General features: G+C 74.6%; 24 protein-coding genes and 1 riboswitch. Of the genes, 12 read left to right on the top strand and 12 right to left on the bottom strand.

From position 1 onward, the window contains the following. Nucleotides 1–31 precede the first annotated feature (31 nt). A complete protein-coding gene (locus CP982_RS10925) occupies nucleotides 32–760 on the top strand; it encodes a ZIP family metal transporter (protein WP_150510337.1) in 729 nt (242 codons plus the stop codon). A 56-nt stretch (nucleotides 761–816) separates the two neighbouring features. Here the strand turns inward: CP982_RS10925 and CP982_RS10920 are convergent, their stop codons facing one another. From CP982_RS10920 to CP982_RS10885, 8 genes are all read right to left on the bottom strand, one after another. Then, entirely contained in the window at nucleotides 817–2,205 is a 1,389-nt protein-coding gene (locus tag CP982_RS10920; protein ID WP_150510336.1) for a cobyrinic acid a,c-diamide synthase CobB, read from the bottom strand. Continuing rightward, nucleotides 2,199–2,807 carry a cob(I)yrinic acid a,c-diamide adenosyltransferase gene (gene cobO, locus CP982_RS10915; protein ID WP_144002736.1) on the bottom strand — a complete coding sequence of 203 codons (609 nt, stop codon included), beginning with the start codon at nucleotides 2,805–2,807 and terminating at the stop codon, nucleotides 2,199–2,201. Before cobO ends, CP982_RS10920 begins: the two co-directional genes overlap by 7 nt. Further along, nucleotides 2,807–4,816 (bottom strand): putative cobaltochelatase, encoded by a 2,010-nt coding sequence (locus CP982_RS10910; RefSeq protein ID WP_150510335.1) that lies wholly within the window; start codon nucleotides 4,814–4,816, stop codon nucleotides 2,807–2,809. Before CP982_RS10910 ends, cobO begins: the two co-directional genes overlap by 1 nt. 67 nt (nucleotides 4,817–4,883) lie before the next feature. Next, nucleotides 4,884–6,392 carry a cobyric acid synthase gene (locus CP982_RS10905; protein ID WP_150510334.1) on the bottom strand — a complete coding sequence of 503 codons (1,509 nt, stop codon included), beginning with the start codon at nucleotides 6,390–6,392 and terminating at the stop codon, nucleotides 4,884–4,886. Further along, nucleotides 6,389–7,348 carry a cobalamin biosynthesis protein gene (locus tag CP982_RS10900; protein WP_150510333.1) on the bottom strand — a complete coding sequence of 320 codons (960 nt, stop codon included), beginning with the start codon at nucleotides 7,346–7,348 and terminating at the stop codon, nucleotides 6,389–6,391. The genes CP982_RS10905 and CP982_RS10900 overlap by 4 nt, the downstream gene beginning before the upstream one ends. 144 nt (nucleotides 7,349–7,492) lie before the next feature. After that, a riboswitch (cobalamin riboswitch) is annotated at nucleotides 7,493–7,577 on the bottom strand. 162 nt (nucleotides 7,578–7,739) lie between these two features. Next, nucleotides 7,740–7,967 (bottom strand): hypothetical protein, encoded by a 228-nt coding sequence (locus CP982_RS10895; RefSeq protein ID WP_150510332.1) that lies wholly within the window; start codon nucleotides 7,965–7,967, stop codon nucleotides 7,740–7,742. Nucleotides 7,968–7,979: 12 nt separating this feature from the next. Continuing rightward, on the bottom strand, nucleotides 7,980–9,245 hold the full coding sequence (locus CP982_RS10890) for an inorganic phosphate transporter (RefSeq protein ID WP_150510331.1): 1,266 nt from the start codon (nucleotides 9,243–9,245) through the stop codon (nucleotides 7,980–7,982). 213 nt (nucleotides 9,246–9,458) lie between these two features. Continuing rightward, on the bottom strand, nucleotides 9,459–10,196 hold the full coding sequence (locus CP982_RS10885; RefSeq protein ID WP_150510330.1) for a lysozyme: 738 nt from the start codon (nucleotides 10,194–10,196) through the stop codon (nucleotides 9,459–9,461). 196 nt (nucleotides 10,197–10,392) lie between these two features. Here CP982_RS10885 and CP982_RS10880 point away from each other — a divergent pair, with 196 nt between their 5' ends. The 3 genes from CP982_RS10880 to CP982_RS10870 all read left to right on the top strand — a co-directional run bounded on the left by CP982_RS10880 (nucleotide 10,393) and on the right by CP982_RS10870 (nucleotide 14,012). Then, nucleotides 10,393–11,124 carry a class II aldolase/adducin family protein gene (locus tag CP982_RS10880; protein ID WP_150510329.1) on the top strand — a complete coding sequence of 244 codons (732 nt, stop codon included), beginning with the start codon at nucleotides 10,393–10,395 and terminating at the stop codon, nucleotides 11,122–11,124. A gap of 154 nt (nucleotides 11,125–11,278) precedes the next feature. Next, complete coding sequence (locus CP982_RS10875; protein WP_150510328.1) at nucleotides 11,279–12,406, top strand: alpha/beta hydrolase; 1,128 nt, start codon at nucleotides 11,279–11,281, stop codon at nucleotides 12,404–12,406. Nucleotides 12,407–12,494: 88 nt separating this feature from the next. Next, complete coding sequence (locus CP982_RS10870; protein ID WP_170316401.1) at nucleotides 12,495–14,012, top strand: hypothetical protein; 1,518 nt, start codon at nucleotides 12,495–12,497, stop codon at nucleotides 14,010–14,012. Between the two features lie 19 nt (nucleotides 14,013–14,031). Here CP982_RS10870 and ypfJ read toward each other — a convergent pair whose 3' ends face one another. Continuing rightward, nucleotides 14,032–14,922, bottom strand: coding sequence for a KPN_02809 family neutral zinc metallopeptidase (gene ypfJ, locus CP982_RS10865; RefSeq protein ID WP_150510327.1), 891 nt, complete (start codon nucleotides 14,920–14,922; stop codon nucleotides 14,032–14,034). 300 nt (nucleotides 14,923–15,222) lie between these two features. Between ypfJ and abc-f the strand changes: the two genes are divergently transcribed. From abc-f to CP982_RS10850, 3 genes are all read left to right on the top strand, one after another. Beyond that, nucleotides 15,223–16,821, top strand: a complete 1,599-nt coding sequence (gene abc-f / locus CP982_RS10860; protein ID WP_150510326.1) for a ribosomal protection-like ABC-F family protein — start codon at nucleotides 15,223–15,225, stop codon at nucleotides 16,819–16,821. 417 nt (nucleotides 16,822–17,238) lie between these two features. Continuing rightward, nucleotides 17,239–17,460: a helix-turn-helix domain-containing protein gene (locus tag CP982_RS10855; RefSeq protein WP_030684175.1), complete on the top strand. Its 222-nt coding sequence runs from the start codon at nucleotides 17,239–17,241 to the stop codon at nucleotides 17,458–17,460. A gap of 139 nt (nucleotides 17,461–17,599) precedes the next feature. After that, nucleotides 17,600–18,412 carry an enoyl-CoA hydratase/isomerase family protein gene (locus CP982_RS10850; protein WP_150510325.1) on the top strand — a complete coding sequence of 271 codons (813 nt, stop codon included), beginning with the start codon at nucleotides 17,600–17,602 and terminating at the stop codon, nucleotides 18,410–18,412. Between the two features lie 33 nt (nucleotides 18,413–18,445). Here the strand turns inward: CP982_RS10850 and CP982_RS10845 are convergent, their stop codons facing one another. Then, complete coding sequence (locus tag CP982_RS10845; RefSeq protein ID WP_150510324.1) at nucleotides 18,446–19,291, bottom strand: nucleopolyhedrovirus P10 family protein; 846 nt, start codon at nucleotides 19,289–19,291, stop codon at nucleotides 18,446–18,448. 92 nt (nucleotides 19,292–19,383) lie between these two features. On the opposite strand from CP982_RS10845, the gene CP982_RS10840 reads away from it, so the two are divergent. From CP982_RS10840 to amaP, 5 genes are all read left to right on the top strand, one after another. Beyond that, a complete protein-coding gene (locus CP982_RS10840) occupies nucleotides 19,384–19,878 on the top strand; it encodes an Asp23/Gls24 family envelope stress response protein (RefSeq protein ID WP_150510323.1) in 495 nt (164 codons plus the stop codon). Between the two features lie 92 nt (nucleotides 19,879–19,970). Continuing rightward, nucleotides 19,971–20,156, top strand: a complete 186-nt coding sequence (locus tag CP982_RS10835) for a hypothetical protein (RefSeq protein ID WP_138959002.1) — start codon at nucleotides 19,971–19,973, stop codon at nucleotides 20,154–20,156. A 3-nt stretch (nucleotides 20,157–20,159) separates the two neighbouring features. Continuing rightward, nucleotides 20,160–20,555, top strand: a complete 396-nt coding sequence (locus CP982_RS10830; protein WP_150510322.1) for an Asp23/Gls24 family envelope stress response protein — start codon at nucleotides 20,160–20,162, stop codon at nucleotides 20,553–20,555. Beyond that, the gene (locus CP982_RS10825) at nucleotides 20,552–21,262 is read left to right on the top strand and encodes a DUF6286 domain-containing protein (protein WP_150510321.1); all 711 of its coding nucleotides are present in this window, start codon (nucleotides 20,552–20,554) and stop codon (nucleotides 21,260–21,262) included. The genes CP982_RS10830 and CP982_RS10825 overlap by 4 nt, the downstream gene beginning before the upstream one ends. Before the next feature lie 7 nt (nucleotides 21,263–21,269). Beyond that, complete coding sequence (gene amaP / locus CP982_RS10820; protein WP_150510320.1) at nucleotides 21,270–21,848, top strand: alkaline shock response membrane anchor protein AmaP; 579 nt, start codon at nucleotides 21,270–21,272, stop codon at nucleotides 21,846–21,848. A 211-nt stretch (nucleotides 21,849–22,059) separates the two neighbouring features. On the opposite strand, the gene CP982_RS10815 is transcribed toward amaP, so the two are convergent. Further along, nucleotides 22,060–22,809 (bottom strand): SDR family oxidoreductase, encoded by a 750-nt coding sequence (locus tag CP982_RS10815; RefSeq protein WP_150510319.1) that lies wholly within the window; start codon nucleotides 22,807–22,809, stop codon nucleotides 22,060–22,062. Between the two features lie 5 nt (nucleotides 22,810–22,814). Then, nucleotides 22,815–24,608, bottom strand: a complete 1,794-nt coding sequence (locus CP982_RS10810) for a glycoside hydrolase family 15 protein (RefSeq protein ID WP_150510318.1) — start codon at nucleotides 24,606–24,608, stop codon at nucleotides 22,815–22,817. Nucleotides 24,609–24,619 lie beyond the last annotated feature (11 nt).

Below are 24,619 nucleotides of genomic sequence, written 5' to 3'. Positions count from 1 at the left end.
GGTTGCCGGGCCGATCGGCTAGCAAGGGCGCATGGCGGTGTTCGTGGCGCTCGGCGCGTTCGTGATGACCCTGGTAGGCGGCTGGACGGCGGGGCGGGTCACCGACCGGCGCCATCTGGTGCTCGGCCTCGCGGGCGGCCTGATGCTCGGCGTGGTCGGGCTCGACCTGCTGCCGGAGGCCCTGGAGGCGGCGGGCGGGCCGGTGTTCGGGGTGCCCGCGGCGCTGCTCCTGGCGGTCGCGGGCTTTCTGTTCGCGCACGTGGTGGAGCGGCTCCTCGCGCTGCGGCAGGCGGCGCACGGCGGGGAGGAGCACGGCGGCCGGGTGCCCGAGGTGGGCCTCACGGCGGCGGCCGCGATGGTCGGACACAGCGTCATGGACGGCGTCGCGATCGGCGCCGCCTTCCAGGTCGGCGGCGGCATGGGCGCGGCCGTCGCGGTCGCTGTCATCGCCCATGACTTCGCCGACGGCTTCAACACGTACACGATCACCAAGCTGTACGGGAACGCCCGCCGCCGGGCCGTGGCGATGCTCTTCGCGGACGCCGTGGCCCCCGTCGTGGGCGCGGCGTCGACGCTCCTGTTCACCATTCCGGAGCAACTGCTCGGCGGATATCTCGGCTTCTTCGGCGGCGCGCTCCTGTACCTCGCCGCCGCCGAGATCCTGCCGGAGGCGCACCACGACCACCCGGCGCGCTCCACCCTGCTGTGCACGGTGGCGGGCGCCGGGTTCATCTGGCTGGTGGTGGGCCTGGCGGAGTGAGCCGCCCGGCACCGTCACGGCCGCACGCCCCGCTCCCCGCGCCGGTGTGCCGCGGCTCATCCCGCGGCGCACCTCTCCACGAACCGCCGCGCGATCCCGGGCTCGGCGGCCCAGTGAGTGTGCAGATAGCTCGCGTGCACGCCCTGCTGGACGAAGCCCTCGACGCGCCGCTCGGGAGCGTGCAGGCCCCACGCGGGAGCCGGGCCCCCGCCCGGTTCGACGACCGTGCGGTGGAACTCGTGGCCGCGCATCCGCGTGCCCGCCGGGGCGAGCACGCTGTCGGACACCGCCACCGCCTCCCGGTAGCCGAGGGTCAGGCGCTCCGCCATCCGCGCGTGGGCGTCGAGCACCCCGCACATCGGCTTCCCGTCCAGCTCCCGGGTCAGGTACAGCAGGCCCGCGCACTCGGCGGCGACCGGCGCCCCGCCGGTCGCGAGGTCGGCCACCGCCTTGCGCAGCGGCTCGTTGGCGGACAGCTCCGGCGCGTACACCTCGGGGAACCCGCCCCCGATGACGAGGCCCGCGGCTCCCTCGGGCAGCCGCTCGTCGTGCAGCGGGTCGAAGCCGACGACGTCGGCCCCCGCGGCCGCGAGCAGCTCCGCGTGCTCGGCGTACGAGAACGAGAACGCGGCCCCGCCGGCGACGGCGACGACGGGCCTCGCCGCCGACCCGCCAGAGACCACCGGCCCGCCGGAGACCGCCGACCCGGCGGGGACCGAACCGGCCCCGGGGTCCCACGCCTCCCCGGACCACGCCCCCGCGCTCCGCGCGAGCGCCAGGATCGCCTCCAGATCGCACCCCTGGCGCACCTGCTCGGCCAGGGCCGCCACCGAGTCCAGTGCCTCGGCCCGCCGCTCGGCGACCGGTACGAGACCCAGGTGCCGGGAGGGCGCGCGCACCTGGGGCGCCCGCCGCAGGGCGCCGAGCACCGGCACCCCGGAGGAGTCAAGGGCCTCGCGCAGCAGCTCCTCGTGCCGGTCGGAGCCCACCTTGTTGAGGATCACCCCGCCGATCCGCACCTCGGGGTCCCAGGACGCGAAGCCGTGCACGAGCGCGGCCACCGAGCGCGACTGCGACGAGGCGTCCACGACCAGGACCACCGGCGCCCGAAGGAGCTTGGCGACGTGCGCGGTGGACGCGAGCTCGCCCTGCCCCGCCGCCCCGTCGAACATCCCCATCACGCCCTCGACGACCGCGAGGTCGCACCCCGCGGCGCCGTGCGCGAACAGCGGCCCCACCAGATCGGGCCCGCACAGATAGGCGTCCAGGTTGCGGCCCGGGCGCCCGGTGGCGAGGGCGTGGTACCCGGGGTCGATGTAGTCGGGGCCGACCTTGTGCGGCGACACGGCGAGCCCGGCCTGCGCGAAGGCCGCCATCAGACCGGTCGCGACGGTCGTCTTCCCGCTTCCGGAGGACGGCGCCGCGATGACGAGACGTGCTACCACTCGATGCCCCGCTGGCCCTTCTGACCGGCGTCCATCGGGTGCTTGACCTTGGACATGTCGGTGACGAGGTCGGCGTACTCCACCAGCTTCTCCGGGGCGTTGCGCCCCGTGATCACCACGTGCTGGGTCCCGGGCCGGTCCCGCAGGACCGCCACGACCTCGTCCACGTCCACCCACCCCCAGTGCAGCAGGTACGCGAACTCGTCGAGGACGTAGAAGCGGTACGTCTCGGCTGCCAGGTCCCGCTTGACCTGCTCCCAGCCCTCGCGCGCCTTCTCCTCGTGGCTCGGCTCGCCCGCGGCGGGCTCGCGCTGGATCCACGACCAGCCCTCGCCCATCTTGTGCCAGTCGACGCGCCCGCCCTCGCCGGTGGCCCCGAGGACCTTCAGCGCGTTCTCCTCGCCGACCTTCCACTTCGCCGACTTGACGAACTGGAACACCCCGACCGGCCAGCCCTGGTTCCAGGCGCGCAGCGCCATCCCGAACGCGGCCGTCGACTTCCCCTTGCCGACTCCCGTGTGCACCATCACCAGCGGACGGTTGCGGCGCTGACGTGTCGTCAGGCCGTCCTCCGGCACCACGTTCGGCTGCCCCTTCGGCATTACGCGACCTTCCTCTCGTTACCCGCCCGCACGTCCCGTACGAGACCGGCGATGCTGTCCGCCCGCAGTTCGTCCAACGTCACGGCCGTGCCGCCCAGTTCGCCGGCGAGCTGCCCGGCGAGCCCGAGGCGCACGGGCCCCGCCTCACAGTCCACGACCACCGACGCGACCCCCTCGGCCGCGAAGAGCCGGGCGGCCCGACCGGCGAGCGCCACGGGCTCGGGCCCTCCAGTGGCCCGGCCGTCCGTCACCACCACGACCAGGGGCCGCCGCGCCGGGTCCCGCAGCCGCTCGATCCGCAGCACCTCGTGGGCCTTGAGGAGCCCGGTCGCCAGCGGCGTACGCCCGCCCGTGGGCAGGGACTCCAGGCGCGCGGCGGCGGCGTCCACGGACGATGTGGGCGGCAGCGCCACGTCGGCGGCCGAGCCCCGGAACGTCACCAGGCCCACCTTGTCCCGCCGCTGGTAGGCGTCGAGCAGCAGCGAGAGCACGGCGCCCTTCACGGCGCCCATCCGCTTGCGCGCCGCCATCGACCCGGAGGCGTCCACCACGAAGAGCACGAGGTTGCCCTCGCGGCCCTCGCGGGTGGCCTGCCGCAGGTCGTCCCTGCGCACGACGAGGCCGCGCCCGGCCCGGCCGCGCGCCCGCTGGTGCGGCGCCGCGGCCTGCACGGTCGCCGCCAGGTGCAGCTTCGTCAGGGCCCCCCGCGGCCGCCGGGACCCGGTCGTCCTGCCGTGCTCGGTGCGCGCCCGCGAGCGCCGTCCGGCCGCGCCGTCCCCGAGCCCGGGCACGCTCAGCACCTTCGTGCGGAACGGCTCGGCCGCCCGCACCGGCTGCTGCTCGCCGGCCCCCGCGCCCTGGGGCTGCCCGCCGTCGGAGGCCTCGCCGGGAGCGGGCGCGCCGCCCTCGGCGGGCGCGTCGGGGCCCTGGTCCTGCGGCGGCACACCGCCGCCCCCGCCGCCGTCACCGGGGCCCGGGTCGTCGTCACCGCCGTCGTCGTCGCCGAACTCGTCGAGCGTCTCGTCGAGCTTGTCCTCGTCGAGGCCGGGCGCGTCGAACGGGTTGCGCCGCCGCCGGTGCGGAAGCGCGAGCAGCGCGGCCTGCCGCACGTCCTCGGCGAGCACGTCCTCGCGCCCCGCCCAGGCGGCGAGCGCGGTCGCCGTACGGGCCATCACGATGTCCGCGCGCATGCCGTCCACCTCGAACGCCGCGCAGGTCGCCGCGATCTGCCGCAGCGCGCCGTCACCGAGCCGCACCCGCGGGAGCAGCGCCCGCGCGGCCACGACGCGCGCCCGCACGGCCGCCTCGTCCTCGGCCCAGCGCCCCGCGAACCCCTCCGGGTCGTCGTCGTACGCGAGCCGCCGCCGCACGACCTCCACGCGCTGGTCGGGCTCGCGCGATGCGGCGACCTCCACGGTGAGCCCGAACCGGTCGAGCAACTGCGGCCGCAGCTCGCCCTCCTCGGGGTTCATGGTGCCGACGAGCAGGAACCGCGCGGCGTGCCGCACGGAGACGCCCTCGCGCTCCACGTACGAGGCGCCCATGGCGGCGGCGTCGAGCAGCAGGTCGACCAGGTGGTCGTGGAGGAGATTGACCTCGTCGACGTACAGGATCCCGCGGTGCGCGTCGGCGAGGAGCCCCGGCTCGAAGGCCTTCACGCCCTCGGCGAGGGCCCGTTCGATGTCGAGCGCCCCCACGAGCCGGTCCTCGGAGGCGCCGACGGGCAGCTCCACCATGCGCGCGGCCCGCGAGGCGCCGGTGCCGGGCTCGTGCGGCCCGTCCGGGCACGCGGGGTCGGGCGCCTGCGGAGCGCACGAGAAGCGGCACCCGGCCACGACGTCCACCGCGGGGAGCAGCGCCGAGAGCGCCCGCACGGCGGTGGACTTGGCGGTGCCCTTCTCACCCCGTACGAGCACGCCGCCGACGGCGGGCGATACGGCGTTCAGCAACAGCGCGAGCCGCAGGTCGTCCTGCCCGACGAGGGCGGTGAACGGATACGGGGTACTCACAGAGCCTCCTTGGTGCGTGCGGGGTGGTGCTGGGCGGGCTCCGTCGTGACGGGCCTCCCCGGGACGTTCACGACGGGGCTCCGGGCGCGATGAACGGCAGACCGGTCGGCGTGCCGTTCTCGATGAGCCCCAACAGGGCGTCCGTGTCCGCGTGTTCTTCGATCAGGTCGCCGAGCAGGTCGAGCTGGTCCTCGCGCAGCGCCGCGAAGCTCGTGTCCGGCGCGGGCACGAAGCGGCGCCCGGCCGCGCGGGCCACCTCGGTGAGGAAGCGCCGCCGGAACGCGTCGCTCTCAAGGGAGCCGTGCCAGTGCGTGCCCCACACCTCGCCGACCCGGCAGCCGTCCAAGAAGGCTTCCCCGCCGACGACTTCGGCCACGCCGTGATGGATCTCGTATCCCTCGACGCGCTCCCCGAGTGCCTCGCCCACCGGCCGCGCGAGGGTCTTCTCGCGGTCGAAGCGCACCCGCACGGGCAGCAGCCCGAGCCCGGCCACCGACCCGGCCCGCGACTCGACCTCGTCTTCGATGTGCTCGCCGAGGACCTGGAAGCCGCCGCAGATCCCGAGCACGGGCCGCCCCTCGGCGGCGCGGCGCGCGAGGGCGTCCGCGAGGCCGCGCTCCCGCAGCCACGCGAGCGCGCGCACGGTGCCGCGCGTTCCCGGTACGACGACGAGGTCGGCGTCGGCGAGCTCCTCGGCCCGGTCCACGAACCGCACGACGACGCCCGGCTCGGCGGCGAGCGCGTCCACGTCCGTGAAGTTGGACATCAGCGGCACGGCGCACACGGCGACCCGCAGCACGTCGTCGCCGACCGGCGGCGCGACCACGGACTCCCGCACGGCGCCGCGCAGGGACACCCGCAGGCCGTCCTCCTCGTCGATGCCGAGCCCGTGCTGGAAGGGCAGCACACCGTACGTACGCCGCCCGGTGAGCCCGTGCAGCATGTCGAGCCCGGGTTCGAGGAGCGACACGTCGCCCCGGAACTTGTTGACCAGATACCCGGCCACCAGCTCCTGGTCGGCCGCGCTCAGCAGCGCCGTCGTACCGAAGAAGGACGCGAACACGCCGCCCCTGTCGATGTCGCCGACCACCACCACGGGGAAGCGGGCGGCCCGCGCGATCCCCATGTTCACGATGTCGGTGCGCCGCAGATTGATCTCGGCGGGACTGCCCGCCCCCTCACAGATCACGGCGTCATACGTGCCCCGCAGCTCCTGAAGGCATCCCACGACGGTGTCGAGCAGCGCCTGCTGCCGCCCGCCGTGGTAGCCGCGCGCGCTCATCTCGCCCACCGGCTTGCCCATGAGGACGACCTGGCTCGACTTCTCGCCGCCGGGCTTGAGCAGCACCGGGTTCATCAGCGCGGAGGGCTCGACCCGGGCGGCCTGCGCCTGCATGGCCTGCGCGCGCCCGATCTCGGCCCCCTCGCGGGTGACGAAGGAGTTGAGCGACATGTTCTGCGCCTTGAACGGCGCGACGGAGACCCCCTTGCGGGACAGCCACCGGCAGATCCCGGCCGTGACGACGCTCTTGCCCGCGTCGGACGTCGTACCGGCGACAAGCAGTCCGCCGCTCACAGGGCCCACCCCTTCTTCTTGCGCCGGGCCCGCGCCAACCGCGCGCCCGCCGAGACTCCGAGGGCCAGCCACCCGACCCGCCGGGAAAGCCGCACGGCCCGCTCGATGTCGTGCACGGTCACGTCCCGGCCCTCCCCGTTCAGGACGGGTCGCTCCTCGACCCGCCCCCCGTAGGACAGCGTTCCCCCGAGCCGCACCCCGAGCGCCCCCGCGAAGGAGGCCTCGGCGACCCCGGCGTTGGGGCTCGGGTGCAGCCGCGCGTCGCGCCGCCAGGCCCGCAGGGCCTGCCGGGGCGCGCCCCCGGCGGCGACGGCGAGCAGTCCGGTCAGGCGCGCCCCCGGCCACCCCGCGACGTCGTCGAGCCGGGCGGAGGCCCACCCGTACCGCAGGTAGGTGGCCGACCGGTGCCCCACCATCGCGTCCAGCGTGTTGACGGCCCGGAACCCGATAAGCCCCGGCACGCCCCCGACGGCGCCCCACACCAGCGCGCCCACGACGGCGTCGGACGTGTTCTCGGCGACGGACTCCACTACGGCCCGCGCGATCCCGTCCGCGTCCAGGGCCTCGGGGTCACGGCCGCACAGGTGCGGAAGCCGCTCGCGGGCGACGTCCACGTCCCCGGCGGCCAGCGCGCCGCCGATGGCCCGCGCCTCCCGGCCGAGCGAGGTGCCCCCGACGACCGCCCAGGTCGCGGCGGCGGTCAGACCGATGGACGCGGCCCGCGAGCGGCGTCCGGCGCAGGCGGCGAGGGCCCCCACGGCCACGGCGCCCCCGGCGCACACGGCGGTGTGCAGCGCGCCCCAGCCCCGGTGGTCGCGCCACAGGACACGTTCGACGGCGCCCGCCGCCCGCCCGAACGCGGCGACCGGGTGCCCTCGGCGGGGGTCGCCGAGCAGCAGGTCACCGAGGAGTCCGGCGGCGGCGCCGTACGCGTAGTCGCGATCGGCAGCACGCATCGGTTCAGCCCGCCGTCTCGCGCTGGAAGCCGAGGGGAACGCTCGACCCGAAGGGAGCCCTGGCAGGGAACGGCGGTCGGCCGCGCATGGCGATGTGTCCTCACTCAGGGTGTCCGCGCCCTGGTTCGACGTGACAGGCGGCGAGAGTTCCTGGCTTCCGGGAGGGCGCGGGCGGCGCCCGACCCGGTGACAGTGGCGGGACCGCGCCGGATTCGCACCGGACTTCCTCTGCTGCCGCCGTAGTTGGCCTCGGCAGTCCACCACGCCGCTCAGCGCCCGTCAACTCGCGTTTGACCTGCGACGGGGCAGTGGTGCGGCGGATGCGACAAGGGGACGGCGCCCGGTGAGGTCACCGGGCGCCGTCCCCTTGTCGTACGGCTGCGGACCGTCGTCAGACGACGATCAGATAGATCCCGTACGCCACCGCCGCCGCGCACAGCGCGAAGCAGGCGTACGCGCCCACGCGCGGGACGAGCGCGGCCGTGCCGCCCCCGGCCGTGCGCGCCTGCTCCTGCTTGGAGAGGCCGACGATGCCGAGCGTGAACAGGCCCACGAGGGCGACGGTCACCACGAGGCTGACCCCGAAGACGGAGCCGAGAGCTGCCCAGTCGATCTTCATGCTTCTGCTTCCTTAGACCGTGGCGGGCCGGGCGGGGTCCGCCACGGGCGCCGTGTGCTCGGACGGCTCGGCGGTCACGGAGGCCGCGGCGAGGTGGCCGGCCGGGGGCGGCGTGACCGCGGCGATCGCGGTGGTCACGACACCCGCGGGCTCGGTGTCCCGGGCGGAGCCGCCGATCTCGTCGGCCGTGACGTTGGTGTGGTCGACCGGCTCGCGGCGCGACAGGGACCAGATGACGGCGGAGCCGCCGATGAGCAGCGCGGCCGTGGCCGCGACGCCCCAGTCGCCCTGCTTGGTGAGCAGCTCGGCACCCGCGCCGACCAGGCCCGCGGCGGGCAGCGTCAGGCCCCACGCGACGAACATCCGGGTGGCGGTGGACCAGCGGACCACGCCGCCCTTGCGGCCGAGGCCCGCGCCCATCACGGCGCCGGAGCACACCTGGGTGGTGGAGAGCGAGAAGCCGATGTGCGACGAGGCGAGGATCGCGGTCGCGGCGGAGGACTGCGCGGCGAAGCCCTGCGGCGGGGCCAGCTCGGTGAGGCCCTTGCCCATGGTGCGGATGATCCGCCAGCCGCCGAGGTAGGTGCCGAGCGCGATGGCGACGCCGGCGGAGACGATGACCCACATCGGGGGGTTCGCGCCGGGGTTCAGGACGCCGCCGGTGATCAGGGCGAGGGTGATGATGCCCATCGTCTTCTGCGCGTCGTTCGTGCCGTGGGCGAGCGAGACCAGGCCCGCCGAGGCGATCTGCCCGGCGCGGTAGCCCTTCGAGGTCGCCTTCTCGTCCGTCTTGCTGCTGATCCGGTACGTGAGCCGGGTGGCGAGCGAGGCGGCGATGCCGGCGACGAGCGGGGCGGCGATCGCGGGGAGCAGCACCTTGGTGACGACCGTGCCGCCGTTCACCGACGACCAGCCCATGGACATCACGGCGGCGCCGATCAGGCCGCCGAACAGGGCGTGCGAGGAGCTGGACGGCAGACCCAGGAGCCAGGTCAGCAGGTTCCAGAGGATCGCGCCGACCAGGGCCGCGAAGATCACCTCTGTCTTCAGGCCGCCCTCGTTGATGATGCCGCCGGAGATGGTCTTGGCGACTTCGACGGAGAGGAACGCTCCGACGAGGTTCAGCACGGCGGACATGGCCACCGCCGTCTTGGGCTTGAGAGCGCCAGTCGAGATGGTCGTGGCCATCGCGTTGGCTGTGTCGTGGAAACCGTTCGTGAAATCGAACACGAGAGCGGTGACGATCACGATCCCGAGGAGAAGCGTGATGTTTTCCATTTACCCAGGCTTCTGTTGGACGTCAGTGGCTCGTGGACCGTAGGCAACCTGAGTGAACGGAAAGTGAACTGGGCGGGGCCTGGCGGTGACCCGGCCGGGGAGGGTGCCGCACCACGTCCTTCCGGCATACACCGGAGCGCGCGCCGGTGGGGCGGCGAGGGCCCGGCGCGGGCCCGGAATTAGGCCGTCCGAGGGGCCTTCGCGGGATTCCGCTCAGCCCCGTGCGAACCGCCTGAGCTGTGCCGTCGACCCGTTGAAGAGATTCTGGTCACCCGGCAGGGTGCCACGGTCCGCGTACTGCCAGAAGGCCCAGGACGACCAGCCGCTCGGCAGCGGTCCCGGCGCGGCCGACCAGCGGGCGAGCCACAGCGGGTGCCCGCCGAAGGCGCGGCTCGCGCCGGTGCAGTCGTTCCACCACTTCGTGGTCGTGTAGATCACGGGCCTGCGGCCCGAGCGGCGCCTGACCTCGTCGCTGAAGGACTGGATCCACGCGACCATTCTCGCCTTGCTCAGGCCGTAGCACTTCCGGCCTCCGTACGGATGGTGCTCGATGTCGAGCGCGGGCGGCAGCGTCCAGCCGTCGGGCGTCCACTGCCCGCCGTTGCGCATGAAGTGCGCCGCCTGCGCGGCGCCGGACGACCGGTGCGGCAGGGCGAAGTGGTACGCGCCGCGGACGAGCCCGGCCGCGCGGGAGCCGTCGTACTGCTGACGGAAGTAGGGGTTGCGGTAGGTGTGGGACTCGGTGGCCTTCACATAGACGAAGCGCGCGCCCTTGGCCTTCGCGCCGGGCCAGTCGACGTTCTTCTGGTGCGAGGACACGTCGTGCCCGCGCGGCTTGCCCGCCGCCGACACCGGCACCTCGGCGAGCGCGGTCCCGCCGATCGCGAGGGCCGCGACGGACGCGGCGAGGGCGTGGGCGCGACGGCGGGACGGTTTGTGATCACGGGCCATTCTTCCCCCAGATGGCAACGCGCGTGACAAATCCCCCAGAGAGTACTGGAAGATTCACCTAAGAACGTTCAATCGACGGCCAAGCGTGTCGAGCGGGGCGAATCGTCCCAAAGGGGCCCATGGGTCGGGGCGTACACCGGCGGGCGACCGCTGCGGACCCGGTCCCTTCGGGGCCGCGCCCTGGCAGGATCACGGCATGACTGAGCAGCGACAGGAGCAGCGGCAGGAGCACGGTCGGGGCACGGCGGACGGCGCCGCGGACGGCGCCGCGGACGGAGCCGCGGGGGAGGAGATCGCCCGGGCCTGGGACGAGCTGGTGGCGACCGCGCGCAGGACGGTGACCGACGGCCTCGTCGTGGGCACATCGGGCAACGTCTCCGTACGCGTCGGGGACACCGTCCTGGTCACGCCGAGCGGCGTGGCCTACGACCGCCTCCGGCCGGCCGACGCGGTCGGCGTCGACCTGGACGGCAAGCGCCTCTTCGGCACGCTCGGCCCCACCAGCGAGCTGCCCATGCACCTGGAGATCTACCGCGCCACCGGCGCCCGAGCCGTCGTCCACACCCACGCGGTGCACGCCACCGCCGTCTCCACGCTCGTCCCCGAGCTCCCGGCCGTCCACTACATGACCGGCGCCCTCGGCGGCCCGGTCCGCGTCGCCCCCTACGCCCTCTACGGCACCGACGAGCTGGCCGCGCACATGCTCCACGCCCTGCGCGACCGCACCGCCTGCCTCCTCCAGAACCACGGCACCGTCGCCTACGGGGGCACCCTCACCCAGGCCTACGACCGCACGGCCCAACTGGAGTGGATGTGCCGGCTGTGGCTGACCGCCAGTGCGGTACCGGGCCTGACCCCGTCACTGCTGTCCCCGGCCCAAGTGGTGGAAGCGGGCGGAAAGCTGAAGAACTACGGTCAGCGGACGTGAGCCCGTCCGGCGCTTGAGGACGAGGGGCGAAGCGCCGACTGACCGGGGCTCGGGGGGCGGAGCTCCCGGTTTCGGGGAAGAGGCGGGCCTGGGGGCGCACCCGCGAGGCCCACGCCCACTGGCCGCACCGCCCACCCCCACGGACACTGGACCCGTGCGCCCAGCCAAAGCAACGGCCGCAGCCGTGACCGCCGCCACCACGGCCGCCCTGACGGCCATCGCGGCGGGCCGCTACGCCAGCGACGCCGCCCTCAAGACCCCGGCGAACCGCCCCCTGCCCACCGAGCGGCGCCTGACCGTGCACGCCACCGCCGCGGGCCAGGTCACCCTGACCCGCTCCCTGGCGTCCCGGCGCCCCGGCGTCTACGGCCTGACGGGCCCTGACTGCCACGCCGTCGTCGGACCGGTCGTCGAGGCGTCCCCCCATCCGGCCGACACCGTCGTACGCCGCCTGGAACGGGTCACCCACGGCACCCTGGAGCCCGGCGCCAAGGTCTGGCTCACCCCGCAGGTCCACACCGGCGACCCCCGCACCGCCCTCGGCATCGAGCACGCCGACGTCGAGATCCCCGGCGAACTGGGCGCACTGCCCGCGTGGTTCGTGCCCGGCTCCCGCGACACCTGGGTCATCGCCGTGCACGGCCTCGGCACCACCCGCGCGCACCCCATGGTCGTCCTGGACTTCCTGCGCGCGCAGCGGCTTCCGGTCCTCTCCCTCGGCTACCGCGGCGACCCGGGCGCCCCGCGTCCCCCGGACGGCCTCGGCCACCTCGGCGAGACGGAGTGGCGCGACCTGGACGCCGCCATCCGCTACGCCGTGCGCTACGGAGCGCGCCGCGTCGTCCTGCACGGCTGGTCCACCGGCGCCGCCATGGCGCTGCACGCCGCCGCGCACTCCGCCCTGCGCGACCGCGTGGCGGGGCTCGTCCTGGACTCGCCGGTGCTCGACTGGGAGGTCACGCTGCGGGCCCTCGCCACCGCGCGCGGCACCCCCGCCCCGCTCCTGCCGCTCGCCGTGCGCGCCGCGCAGGGTCGCACGGGACTGCGCGGCGACCGCGTCGTGGAGAGCGCGGACCCCGGCGCGCTGAAGGTGCCGACGCTCCTCGCACACGGCCCCGGCGACACCGTCGCCCCCTGGGACCTGTCCCGTCGCCTGGCCGCGGCCCGTCCCGACCTCGTGACCCTGCACACCGTTCCGGATGCGCCCCACGGCGCCATGTGGAACGCCGACCCGGTCCGCTACGAAGAGGCGCTGCGCCGCTTCCTCACCCCCCTCATGTGAACCTTCCGTACCGTGCGACGGCCGCCCTCACGGCGGCCGTCCCGGATTCCGTTTGGGTTTTCGGACCGTCAACAGGAAGACTGCTCCTGTGACGTCCCGTATCCCGCGCGACTCCCGGCTCCACCTTGTCCGCACCCCGTCGCCCCGGGCCGAAAGGCGACCGGACGCCGAGCGCGGCCAAGCCCGCGGTCCCCTCGGCGGCCCCGGCGCGGTGACCCAGCGCCGAGCGCGCCGTCCCGCGCCTCCGCCCCCCGAGGGCACCCCCGCGCCCGCCGAGCTCGCCCGCATGGCGCGCGCGGGCCTCGCGGACGCCGTCCGCGCCGCCCGCTGGGCCGAGAACGCCCTGCGCCCCGCGCCCGGCACGGCCCGCCTCAGCGCCGCCGACCGCCCCGCCCCGGCCCCGGCCGGCACCACCGGCGCCCTGTCCGACGCCGCCGCCGAACGGGCCGCGGCGGACCTGGGCGTGACGGTCCACCAGCTGCGCGCGGACTGGGACGCCGCCCGCCTCGCCGGCCTCGTCGAGGTGCACGGCACCGCCGCCCGGCCCGGCTGGCGCCTTCGCGCCTGGGACCGGGACGACGCGGCCGTCCTGCGCGGCTGGGTCGCGCTCTTCGACGCCTGGTCGCTCGTCCACCCGGCGCCCGCCGAACTGCCGCCCGCCACCGTCGCGGAGACCGTCGAGGCGGTTCCGCAGCTGCTGTCCTTCCTCCAGCTGTCCGCGGGGCCCGTGCCGGTGCCGCAGCTCCTGGACCTCCTCGACCAGCGCGTCCGCGAACTGCGCACGGAGCGCTGCGAGATCCCGTACGGGCCCCAGGAGGAGCCGCGGCTGGCCGACGGCGGACCCGTCGGCGCCCCCGACCCGGCCGACGCCCACGCCGACGACGTCCCGCTGGCCGACCTGCTCGACTGGGCGCTCCGCGCCCTGGCCGCCGTCGACGCCCTGACCTGCGCGGACGGCCAGGCCACGCTCACCCCGCTGGGCAGCTGGGCGGTGTGGGTCAAGCTGGAGCAGATCTGTGTGGCCGCGCAGAGCCCGGCGGGGAACATCGAGCAGTCCGCCGAGGACATGCTCCGCGGCTGCGCCCGCCTGCGGCCGAACGCGGCCCGCGCCGAGTACCGCGCCTGGCTCGCCGCCCGGGACGCGGGCAGCGCCGTCACCGAACTCCTCGACGCCGCCCGGGGCGAGGACGCCCTCCTGCGCGGGCTCGCCTTCGAGGCGCTGCGCGTGGTCGGCGCCCCGGCCGAGCCCGACGTGCGCGCCGTCGCCGACGTGGCCTCGCTGCGGCCCTACGCCCTGCTGTGGCTCGCCGAGCACGAGGGCACCGACCCCGAGGACGTCCATCTGGTGCTCACCCGCGAGGAGTCCACCTGGCTGTGGGTCGACACGGCGGCCGCCGTCGCCGACCACGGCGAGGCCGAACTCCTCGTGCGCCACCTGGAGTCCGCGCCGCAGCCCACCGTGCCCGCGCTGCTGGACGAGGTGCGCACCGTCGGCCACCCGCGCACCGTGCAGGTCCTGGTCGCGCTCGCCGCGGCCCACCCGGACCCGGCCCTCGCCAAGGCCGTGCGCCGCGCCGCGTTCCAGGTGCACACCGGGGGAGTGTGACACCCGGCCGGCCTCCCGCTCAGCGGAAGGTGTTGCACTGCGCCATGTCGCCCGTGCGGTAGCCCTGGTAGAACCACTGCTGGCGCTGTTTCGCCGAGCCGTGCGTCCACGACTCGGGGGTGACCCGGCCCTGGTAGCGCTCCTGGATCCGGTCGTCGCCGACGGCGGCCGCCGCGTCCAGGCCGTCGCGGATGTCCTCGTCCGTGAGCCGGGTGATCAGCGGCCTGCCCGTCGACTCGTCGGGCGTCCGCGTGGCGTTGTGCGCCCACACGCCCGCGTAGCAGTCGGCCTGCAGCTCGACCCGCACCGCGTTGCTGTTCTCGCCGGTCCGCCCGTCCTGGGCGCGGCTCAGCGTGCCCATCAGGTTCTGCACGTGGTGCCCGTACTCGTGCGCCACGACGTAGGCCTGCGCGAACGGGCCGCCGCTGGAGCCGAACTTGGTCCGCAGCTCGTCGAAGAACCCCAGGTCCAGATAGACCTTCCGGTCGCCGGGGCAGTAGAAGGGGCCCACCGCCGACGACGCCGCGCCGCACGCGGTGCCCACGCGGCCGGTGAAGAACACGGTCCGCGCGGGCGCGTACTGCCCCTGGCGGCGCGGGAACTCCTGGCGCCAGTAGTCCTGGACGCTGTTGACCACGGCGACGATCCGGCAGTCCTCCTTGGCGTTGGCGTCCTTGCCGGTACGGCAGCTCTGCTGGACCTGCGCGAGCGACGAGGACGAGGCGGCGGGCTCGTCACCGGAGTCGCTCAGGCCGAGCTGCTCGGGGCCGACGCCGAAGAACAGGCCGAGGAACAGCGCGATGAGCCCGGCGATGCCGCCGCCGACGGTCGCCCGGCCGCCCGGAATGCGGCTGCCGCGCACGTCCTGCACCTCGGAGGTGTCCAGGTTCGCGTCGTCGTCGAACTGCATGGGCGCACCACCCTCTGCCGCGCGTCCGGGGCGGCGTCCCGCCGCCCCGCACCGGACCCGGCCACGAGGGCCTCCGGCCACTTCATCCTGGTACGCCGCCCGCCTCCCGGCGCCGGACAGAGGTCCGAACGGGCGACGGGCTGCCCGGGAGCGGCGGAAAATCGGTTGCAGACCCCCGGTAGAATTGGCCTATGGCCATTCTCCTCCTGCATTAGACGGCTCAGCGGCGCGCCCCGCGCGCGCGTTTCGTCCTGCTCTTCCGCCCGCTTCCGCCGTCCTTACCCGCCCAGGAGTCTGACCGTGATCACCGCCTCCGGTATCGAATTGCGTGCCGGTGCCCGCATCCTCATCGAGAACGCTACGTTCCGTATCGCCAAGGGCGACCGCGTCGGTCTCGTCGGCCGCAACGGCGCGGGCAAGACCACCCTCACCAAGTGCCTGGCCGGTGAGGGCACCCCGGCCGGGGGCACCATCACCCGCTCCGGCGAGGTGGGCTACCTCCCGCAGGACCCCCGCACCGGCGACCTCGACGTGCTCGCCCGCGACCGCGTCCTCTCGGCGCGCGGCCTCGACGTCCTCATCCGCAAGATGCGGGAGAACGAGGAGCGCATCGCGAACGGCAAGGGCGGCACGCGCGAGAAGGCCATGAAGCAGTACGAGCGCCAGGAGACGGAGTTCCTCACCAAGGGCGGGTACGCCGCCGAGGCCGAGGCCGCCACCATCGCCGCCGCGCTCAACCTCCCCGACCGCGTGCTCGGCCAGCCCCTGCACACGCTCTCCGGCGGTCAGCGCCGCCGCATCGAGCTGGCCCGGATCCTGTTCTCGGACGCGGACACGCTGCTCCTGGACGAGCCGACGAACCACCTGGACGCCGACTCGATCGTCTGGCTGCGCGACTACCTGAAGACGTACCGGGGCGGCTTCATCGTCATCTCCCACGACGTCGACCTCGTCGAGACGGTCGTCAACAAGGTCTTCTACCTGGACGCCAACCGCTCCGCGATCGACGTCTACAACATGGGCTGGAAGCTCTACCAGCAGCAGCGCGAGTCCGACGAGAAGCGCCGCAAGCGCGAGCGGCAGAACGCCGAGAAGAAGGCCGCCGCCCTGCACTCGCAGGCCGACAAGATGCGCGCCAAGGCCACCAAGACCGTCGCCGCGCAGAACATGGCGCGCCGCGCCGACAAGCTCCTCGCGGGCCTCGAGGAGGTGCGCCAGAGCGACAAGGTCGCCAAGCTGCGCTTCCCCGAGCCCTCGCCGTGCGGCAAGACGCCGCTCATGGCCGAGGGGCTCTCGAAGTCGTACGGCTCCCTGGAGATCTTCACCGACGTCGACCTGGCCATCGACAAGGGCTCGCGCGTCGTCATCCTCGGCCTGAACGGCGCGGGCAAGACCACCCTCCTCCGGCTCCTCGGCGGCGCGGAGAAGCCCGACACCGGCCAGGTCATCGAGGGCCACGGCCTCAAGCTCGGCTACTACGCCCAGGAGCACGAGACCCTGGACCCCGACCGCACGGTCCTGGAGAACATGCGCTCGGCCGCCCCCGACCTCGACCTCGTCGAGGTGCGCAAGACGCTCGGCTCGTTCCTCTTCTCCGGGGACGACGTCGACAAGCCCGCGGGCGTCCTCTCCGGTGGTGAGAAGACCCGGCTCGCGCTCGCGACCCTGGTCGTCTCGTCCGCGAACGTGCTCCTCCTCGACGAGCCCACCAACAACCTCGACCCGGCCAGCCGCGAGGAGATCCTCGGCGCGCTGCGCACCTACAAGGGCGCGGTCGTCCTGGTCACGCACGACGAGGGCGCCGTCGAGGCGCTCCAGCCGGAGCGGATCATCCTGCTCCCGGACGGCGTCGAGGACCTGTGGGGCGCGGACTACGCCGATCTGGTCGCCCTCGCCTGACGCCCGGCACGGGCCCTCGTCGGCGCACCCCGACGAGGGCCCTCTTGACGCGCACCGCTCCAGCTGGTTCCGGCGGGCATGATCGAATCGCTGATCCACTCCATATGGATCATTCGGCCGATCCGTGATCCTTCATCTGTGTGAGACGTCCTCATACCGAGATGTGCGATACACGTATTTCGCCGCCGCGCGCTGCCGGTGCGCCCCTGTTCTCCGGGCACGCCCCTGACCTGCCCCTTCCCCGTGGAACCCATTCGGCGGTATGGATCGAAGGACGCGGAATCGTTAATTCCGCTCGTGTCGACCCGCTTCCGCACTGCGAATCAAGTCACATGGACCTTGCCGAATGGGTGGCCAGGAGGCCCGGTAGGGGTGATCATGAGAAGTCCAGAGCGCACTTCCCATGAGGAGGCACGGGTGGCCGAGACTCTGAAGAAGGGCAGCCGGGTGACCGGCGCCGCGCGCGACAAGCTCGCGGCAGACCTGAAGAAAAAGTACGACGCCGGTGCGAGTATCCGGGCGTTGGCCGAAGAGACCGGCCGTTCGTACGGATTTGTGCACCGGATGCTCACCGAGTCGGGTGTCGTGTTGCGCGGCCGCGGCGGTGCGACGCGAGGCAAGAAGGCCGCCTCCGTCTGACACCCGCCGCTGTCCGCGGCTCTCGTGATCCGAGGGTGACCACCCGGTCGGCCGTCCGTTCGGCCGGGTGGTTACTGTGCAGTCACTTAGGGGTGCCCCCAGGTGCCCCGACCGACGACTGCACCCATCGGAGGCACTGATGGCTTCGCCCGACAGCCGACAGAGCACGGCGGCACCGGTTCTCGACAAGGACGGCGTACGCCTCACGGTCGAGGACGCCGTGGCCACGGTGACCCTCACCCATCCGGCCAAGCGCAACGCCCAGTCCCCCGCTCTGTGGCGGGCGTTGACCGAGGCCGGACGGGCGTTGCCCGGCAGCGTCCGGGTCGTGGTGCTGCGCGGCGAGGGCAAGTCCTTCTCCGCGGGGCTCGACCGGCAGGCGTTCACGCCCGAGGGCTTCGACGGCGAGCCGTCGTTCCTCGATCTGGCGCGCGGCGCGGACGACGTCCTCGACGCGACCATCGCCGAGTACCAGGAAGCGTTCACCTGGTGGCGGCGCAGCGACATCGTGTCCATCGCCGCTGTGCAGGGGCACGCGATCGGTGCGGGCTTCCAGCTCGCGCTTGCCTGCGACCTGCGGATCGTCGCCGACGACGTGCAGTTCGCCATGCGCGAGACCAGTCTCGGCCTGGTGCCCGACCTCACCGGCACGCACCCGCTCGTCTCCCTCGTGGGCTACGCGCGCGCCCTGGAGATCTGCGCCACGGGCCGCTTCGTGCACGCGGACGAGGCCGAGCGCTTCGGCCTCGCCAACATCGTCGTGCCCGCCGACCAGCTCGACGGCACCGCGCGCGACCTGGCCGCCGCGCTCCTTGCCGCGCCGCGCGACGCGGTCATCGAGACCAAGGCCCTGCTGCAGGGCGTCACGGGCCGCTCGTACGAGGAGCAGCGCACCGCCGAGCGCGCCGCCCAGGCCCGCAGGCTGCGGGACCTCGCCGGGCTCGGCGACTGAGCAACGCGCCCTGCTGGTCAGGGAGTTGGCCTCCTAGCCCGGGTGCGTGCCGTCCCGGCCGGGCTCGTCGACCGCCGTCACCAGGACCGCCACCGACGGCCGGTCCGGCAGCGCGCCGCCCACCGCCGTGCGGACCGCGCGGGCCACGTCCAGGGCCCGCCGGTCCGCCGCCACGGCCAGCTCCACCTGGACGTGGCGGCGCGGCAGGGCGTTCAGCGGCTCGTGCTCCCGCACCTGGACCGCGCGCCCCAGACCGCCGAAGGCCCCGGTCAGCCGGGTCACGCCCGGCACGGCGAGCGCGGCTCGGGCGATCCGGTCCTCGACGGGTGCCGAGGGGGCCGCGGGCGACTTCGCCGCCTCTGCCGCTGCCTCGACGGGGCCCGGAGGCTCGTTCGGCCCATCCGGCCCGTCGTGACCGTCGTGCTCATCGGGCTGGTCCTGCTCGCCCTGCTCGTCCAAGAGGGCCGTGACCCGCAGGTCCACCGTCGTGACCGCCAGGCCGAGCCGGTCCGCCGCGGTCGTCGCGAGGGCCGCGCGCAGCCGGGACGCCACCGCGGGCAGCGGCTCGGCCGTGCCCGCCGCGCACTCCCCGCTGATCCGCAGCGGCCCGGGCGGCAGCGCGCTCGGCGGCGCCGGGACCGTGGCGGCGCACGCGTCCGGCGGAACTCCCGCGGCGGCGCCGTACGCGGCGTCCGGATCGGCCAGGGCCAGGCGCACGGACGTCAGACGGGCGCCCGTCACCCGCTCGGCCGCCCGGCGCAGCACCGCCGTGGCCGCCGCCTCCGTGAGCCACGCGCCGTCCCCCGCCCCGCCCAGGGGCAGTACCCGGCCTAGGCCCAGCTGACGCCGTACCACCGACGCCCATCCGTCACCCGTCATGGCACCAGCCTGCCGCATCCCTGGCGCGCGGGCGCGGGGCCGCGCTTAGTGTGGTTCGAGGAGCAGATCCCCTGTCGAAAAGGACCGCGGTGATGACCGACACCGGAGAGCACAGGACGTCCCAGACGCTGGAGAAGAGCGCGAACGACTCGCCCGACGAGTCCGGGGGCCGCGGCGGGTCGGCACGGCGCGGCGGCGGTGACCCGGCGACCCGCGGGCGCACCACCATCGCCGACGGCGTCGTGGAGAAGATCGCCGGACTCGCCGCCCGCGACGTGCTCGGCGTCCACGCGATGGGCGGCGGCCTCGCCCGGACCTTCGGGGCCGTGCGCGACCGGGTGCCCGGCAGCTCCAAGTCCGTCACGCGCGGTGTGAAGGCCGAGGTCGGCGAGGTGCAGACGGCCCTCGACCTGGAGGTCGTCGTCGAGTACGGCGTGTCGATCGCCGACGTCGCGCGCGCCGTGCGGGAGAACGTCGTCGCGGCGGTCGAGCGCATGACCGGCCTCGAAGTGGTCGAGGTGAACATCGCGGTCAGCGACGTGAAGCTGCCGGACGACGAGGACGACGAACAGCCCCGGCTGCAGTAGCGCGCGCGGCGCACGGGTGCGGATCCCGCGTCGCGGGCGCCACCAGCGGGAACAGCCTCAACAGCACACGCGCAGGAGCGAAGGAGCGCACGATGAGCATGGCCGTCATCGGCATGATCGCCGGAATGGCCCTGGGCTTCGCCGGGTACTTCGGCGGCTTCGGGGCCTTCCTGCTGGTGGCCGCACTGGGCGCCATCGGCTTCGTCGCCGGGCGGTTCCTCGAAGGGGACCTGGAGCCCGGCGACTTCTTCCGTACGCGCGGCGACCGGCGGCGGTGAGCGGTGGCGGCGGAGGTCGTGGGGCAGGTCGCGCCCGCCGAGCGCGGCGCGACCCGGATCGCCGACCGCGTCATCGCGAAGATCGCCGCCCGCGCGGCGCGGGAAGCCCTGTGGACGCTGCCCGAAGGGGCCGCGCCGCCGCACGCCACGGTCAGCGTCCTGGCCCGCGCGCACGGTTCGGCGCGGGCCGGGGAGGCGCCGTCCGGTGCCGCCCGCGTCCACATCAGCCTGGAGCTGGACTACCCCAGTGACATCGGCGGCCAGTGCGCGGCCGTGCGTCGCCACGTCATCGAGCGGGTAGAGGCGTTGGCGGGCATGGAAGTGCCCGAGGTGGCGGTCCAGGTCGAGCGGCTGCACTCGGCGCAGGCGCGGGCCGCGGCGCAGGGGAGGACCCGATGAGCGAGCCCCACGACCCGCACGAGCCTCACGAGGAACCCCGCCCAGCCAAGCCCGGGCCCGTCGTCGAGCGGGCCCCGGACGGCGCCGATCCGGCGGCGGGGCCGGAGCAGTGGACGTCCGCGGCGTCCTACGAACCGCACCCCACCCTCGCGCCCGACGACGCCAGGACCCCGCGCTTCTGGTCCGCGCGCCGCGTGCCCGCCGCGCTCCTCGCGCTGCTGGTCCTCGGCGGTTCCGGGCTCCTTCTGTACGACGTCGTCGCGGTGCGGGCCGACCATCCCGCGATGCGCTGGCGGCGCGACCTCGCGCGCGAGCTCGCGGAGCGGCCGCTGGACAGCACGGCCGTGCTCGCCGGTGCCGCGGGCGCGGTGGCCGTCGGCCTGTGGCTGCTGCTCCTCGCGGCGACGCCGGGGCTGCGGGCCGTCCTCCCGATGCGGCGCGGCCACGCCGACGTGCGCGCCGGGCTCGACCGGGCCGCCGCCGCGACCGTGCTGCGCGACCGGGCCCTGGACGTGGCCGGGGTGCGGGCGGTCCGGGTCCGCATGACCCGGACCAAGGTCGACGTACGCGCCGAATCGCACTTCCGCCCCCTCGACGACGTCCGCGGCGATCTGGACCGGACGCTGGCCGACGGCATCCGGGGCCTGGGGCTCGGCAGCCCGCCCACGCTCTCCGTCCATGTCGCCCGGCCAGGGAAGAAGGGGTGAGTGCGCCATGCCGCGTACGGTGAACCGCGTGCTCCTCGGCCTCGTCGGCCTCGGTCTCGTCGTGCTCGGCGGGGCCGTCCTCGCCGTCGGTCTCGGCGCCGGGCCGCCGTCCTGGTGGGTGCACGACGGGCGGCACGACGTCCTGCTCAGCGCCGCGGAGCGGACCCGGTGGCGGGGGCGCGGCTGGTGGTGGCCCACCGTCATCGCCGCCCTCGCCGTGCTCGTGCTCCTGTCGCTGTGGTGGCTCACCGCGCAGCTGCGGCGGCGGCGCCTCGCGGAGGTCCTGGTCGAGACCGGGGACGGCGAGGGGGCGCTGCTGCGGGGCCGGGCGATGGAGAGCGCGCTTGAGAGCGAGGCCGCGGGGCTCGACGGGGTGGGCCGGGCGCGGGTCCTGCTGACCGGGCGGCGCAACGCGCCCGAGGCGCGGGTCGGGCTCGTCCTGGAGAGCGGCGCGGTTCCCCAGGACGCCTTGCACCTGGTGTGCGTCGAGGCCCTGGCCCACGCCCGTGACTCGGCGGGCCTGGCCCGCCTCCCGGCGACGGTCCAGCTCCGCACGGTCAAACACCGCCCGGAACGCGTCACCTAGGCCTCGCGGCCACGCTGAACCGGTTCACACACCGCGCTGACGCGCTTGTCCTCAAACGCCGGACGGGCTGAATCCTTCCGGCCCGGCAGACGGACGACTACGTGCAAGCCGCCAGGTCGGGGCCGGGCCGGGTAGCCGGGGTGGAATGGGTGGGCGAGTGGGAGGAAACGCCGCGGTAGCGGCGGGGAGGGGTGGCTGTCGGAGCCCGGGGCTAGAAGCCGTGGCGGGCGCCGCCGTCGATGGGGAGCATCACCCCGGTGATGTAGGAGGCCGCCGGCGAGAGCAGGAACGCGGCCGCCCGCCCGAACTCCTCCGGAGCCCCGTAGCGCCGCAGCGGAATGCCGGACTCGGAGGCGTGCCGGGACGCCTCCGGATCGGCGGTGAGCCCGTCCAGCTCGCGCACGCGCTCCGTGTCGATGCGCCCCGGCAGCACCCCGACGACCCGGATCCCGCGCGGCCCGAGCTCGTCCGCGAGGGACTTGGCGAACCCGGCGAGCCCGGGGCGCAGGCCGTTGGAGATGGTCAGGCCGGGGATGGGCTCGTACACGGACGCGGACAGGACGAAGCCGATGACGCCGCCCTCGCCGAGCTCCGCCGCCGCGGCCCGCGCGAGCCGTACGGCGCCGAGGAACACCGACTCGAAGGACGCCTGCCACAGCTCGTCCGTGGTGTCGGCGGCGAAGGCGAAGGGCGGGCCGCCCACGCTGACGAGGATGCCGTCGAAGCCGCCGAAGCGCTCGCGGGCGGTGGCGACGAGCCGGGCGGGGGTCGCGGGGTCGGCGTTGTCCGCGCCGACGCCGATCGCGTTCGGGCCGAGCTCCGCGGCCGCGGCCGTCTTCTCGTCGCGGCCGGTGAGGACGACTCTCGCGCCGTCCTCGACCAGGGCGCGCGCGGTGGCGTTGCCGAGCCCGCGGGTGGCACCGGTGACGACGTAGACACGGTTGTTCAGGCCAAGATCCATGCGCCCTATCCTGCCGTGCGCGGGTCCGGGCCGAACAGGGAGAAGGCGGTAGTGACGAGACCCACGTGGCTGAACGCCTGCGGGAAGTTGCCCAACTGGCGGCGCTCCACCGCGTCGTACTCCTCGGCGAGCAGCCCCACGTCGTTGCAGAGCGCCAGGAGCCGCTCGAAGAGCGCGCGGGCCTCCTTCGTACGGCCGGACAGGTGCAGCGCGTCGGCGAGCCAGAACGAGCAGGCGAGGAAGACGCCCTCGTGGCCCGGCAGGCCGTCGACCGTGCACCCGTCGGTGCTGTAGCGGCGTACGAAGCCCTCGTGGGTGCCGAGGTCCTCGCGGACGGCGTCGATGGTGCCGAGGACGCGCGGGTCGTCGGGCGGCAGGAAGCCCACGCGCGGGATGAGCAGCACGGCGGCGTCCAGCTCCGTGGAGCCGTACGACTGCGTGAACGTGCCCCGGTCCGCGTCGTAGCCGCGGGCGCAGACCTCGTCGTGGATCTCGTCGCGAAGGCGCCGCCAGCGGTCCGCGTCTCCTTCGAGCTCCGGCCGCTCCTCCAGGGTGCGTACGGTGCGGTCGGCGGCGACCCAGGCCATCACCTTGGAGTGCACGAACTGGCGGCGCGGACCGCGCACTTCCCACAGCCCCTCGTCCGGCTCGCGCCACACCTTCCGCAGGAACTCCATGAGCGCGAGCTGCATGCGCCAACCGTGCGGCCGCGTCGCCATGCCCGACTGCCGGGCGAGCCAGAGGGAGTCGACGACCTCGCCGTACACGTCGAGCTGGTGCTGGCACACGGCCGCGTTGCCGAGGCGCACCGGCACCGAGTCCGCGTACCCCGGCAGCCACCCGGCCTCCGACTCGGGCAGCCGCCGCTCGCCGCCGAGGCCGTACATGACCTGGAGGTCCGCCGGGTCGCCCGCGACCGCCCGCAGCAGCCAGTCGCGCCAGGCCCCGGCCTCCTCCCGGTACCCGGCGGTGAGCAGCGCGCCGAGCGTGAGCGTGGAGTCGCGCAGCCAGCAGAAGCGGTAGTCCCAGTTGCGGACGCCGCCGATCTCCTCCGGCAGCGAGGTGGTGGGCGCGGCGACGATGCCGCCGGTCGGGGCGTACGTGAGGGCCTTGAGGGTGATCAGGGAGCGGACGACCGCGTCGCGGTGCGGCCCCTCGTAGGGGCAGCGCGCCGCCCAGGCCCGCCAGTCGTCGACGCTCTCTCGCAGCGCCCTCTCGGTGTCGATGAGCGGCGGGCGCGGCTCGTGCGAGGGGTGCCAGGTGAGCACGAACGTCACCCGCTCGCCCGCCCGGACGGTGAACTCGGCGTGCGTGGCCCGCGCGTGGCCCCAGTCGCGGACGTCGGGCTCGGTGCGCAGCCACACCGCGTCGGGGCCCGCGACCGCCACCCGGTGGCCGTGGGAGCGGCGCATCCAGGGCACGACCGAGCCGTAGTCGAAGCGCAGCCGCAGCGTGCTGCGCACGGTCACCTCGCCCTCGACGCCCTCGACGACGCGCACCAGGTCCGGGGCGCGGTCGCGCTGCGGCATGAAGTCGGTGACGCGGACCGTGCCGTCAGGGGTGTCCCACTCGGTGTCGAGGACGAGCGTGTCGGGCCGGTAGGCGCGGCGCGAGCAGGTGTCGGCGCCCTTCGGCGCGATGCGCCAGTGGCCGTGTTCGTCCTCGCCGAGCAGCGCGGCAAAGCAGGCCGCGGAGTCGAAGCGGGGCAGGCACAGCCAGTCGATGGAGCCGGTACGCGCCACCAGGGCGGCGGTCTGGTGGTCGCCGATCAGGGCGTAGTCCTCGATGGGTCGCTGCACGGAGGACGGCT

The organism is Streptomyces spectabilis, assembly GCF_008704795.1.
Taxonomy (GTDB): domain Bacteria; phylum Actinomycetota; class Actinomycetes; order Streptomycetales; family Streptomycetaceae; genus Streptomyces; species Streptomyces spectabilis.
The sequence above is the reverse complement of the archived record's forward strand: the minus strand, read 5'-3'. Positions and strand labels throughout refer to the sequence as shown.

Coding starts and splice junctions, on each gene's coding strand:
- CP982_RS10835 (WP_138959002.1), top strand. CDS start 19,971: ATGAGCATGGCCGTCATCGGCATGATCGCCGGAATGGCCCTGGGCTTC.
- CP982_RS10900 (WP_150510333.1), bottom strand. CDS start 7,348: ATGCGTGCTGCCGATCGCGACTACGCGTACGGCGCCGCCGCCGGACTC.
- CP982_RS10825 (WP_150510321.1), top strand. CDS start 20,552: ATGAGCGAGCCCCACGACCCGCACGAGCCTCACGAGGAACCCCGCCCA.
- CP982_RS10890 (WP_150510331.1), bottom strand. CDS start 9,245: ATGGAAAACATCACGCTTCTCCTCGGGATCGTGATCGTCACCGCTCTC.
- CP982_RS10845 (WP_150510324.1), bottom strand. CDS start 19,291: ATGACGGGTGACGGATGGGCGTCGGTGGTACGGCGTCAGCTGGGCCTA.
- CP982_RS10815 (WP_150510319.1), bottom strand. CDS start 22,809: ATGGATCTTGGCCTGAACAACCGTGTCTACGTCGTCACCGGTGCCACC.
- CP982_RS10840 (WP_150510323.1), top strand. CDS start 19,384: ATGACCGACACCGGAGAGCACAGGACGTCCCAGACGCTGGAGAAGAGC.
- cobO (WP_144002736.1), bottom strand. CDS start 2,807: ATGCCGAAGGGGCAGCCGAACGTGGTGCCGGAGGACGGCCTGACGACA.
- ypfJ (WP_150510327.1), bottom strand. CDS start 14,922: ATGCAGTTCGACGACGACGCGAACCTGGACACCTCCGAGGTGCAGGAC.
- amaP (WP_150510320.1), top strand. CDS start 21,270: ATGCCGCGTACGGTGAACCGCGTGCTCCTCGGCCTCGTCGGCCTCGGT.
- CP982_RS10895 (WP_150510332.1), bottom strand. CDS start 7,967: ATGAAGATCGACTGGGCAGCTCTCGGCTCCGTCTTCGGGGTCAGCCTC.
- CP982_RS10925 (WP_150510337.1), top strand. CDS start 32: ATGGCGGTGTTCGTGGCGCTCGGCGCGTTCGTGATGACCCTGGTAGGC.
- CP982_RS10880 (WP_150510329.1), top strand. CDS start 10,393: ATGACTGAGCAGCGACAGGAGCAGCGGCAGGAGCACGGTCGGGGCACG.
- CP982_RS10885 (WP_150510330.1), bottom strand. CDS start 10,196: ATGGCCCGTGATCACAAACCGTCCCGCCGTCGCGCCCACGCCCTCGCC.
- CP982_RS10850 (WP_150510325.1), top strand. CDS start 17,600: ATGGCTTCGCCCGACAGCCGACAGAGCACGGCGGCACCGGTTCTCGAC.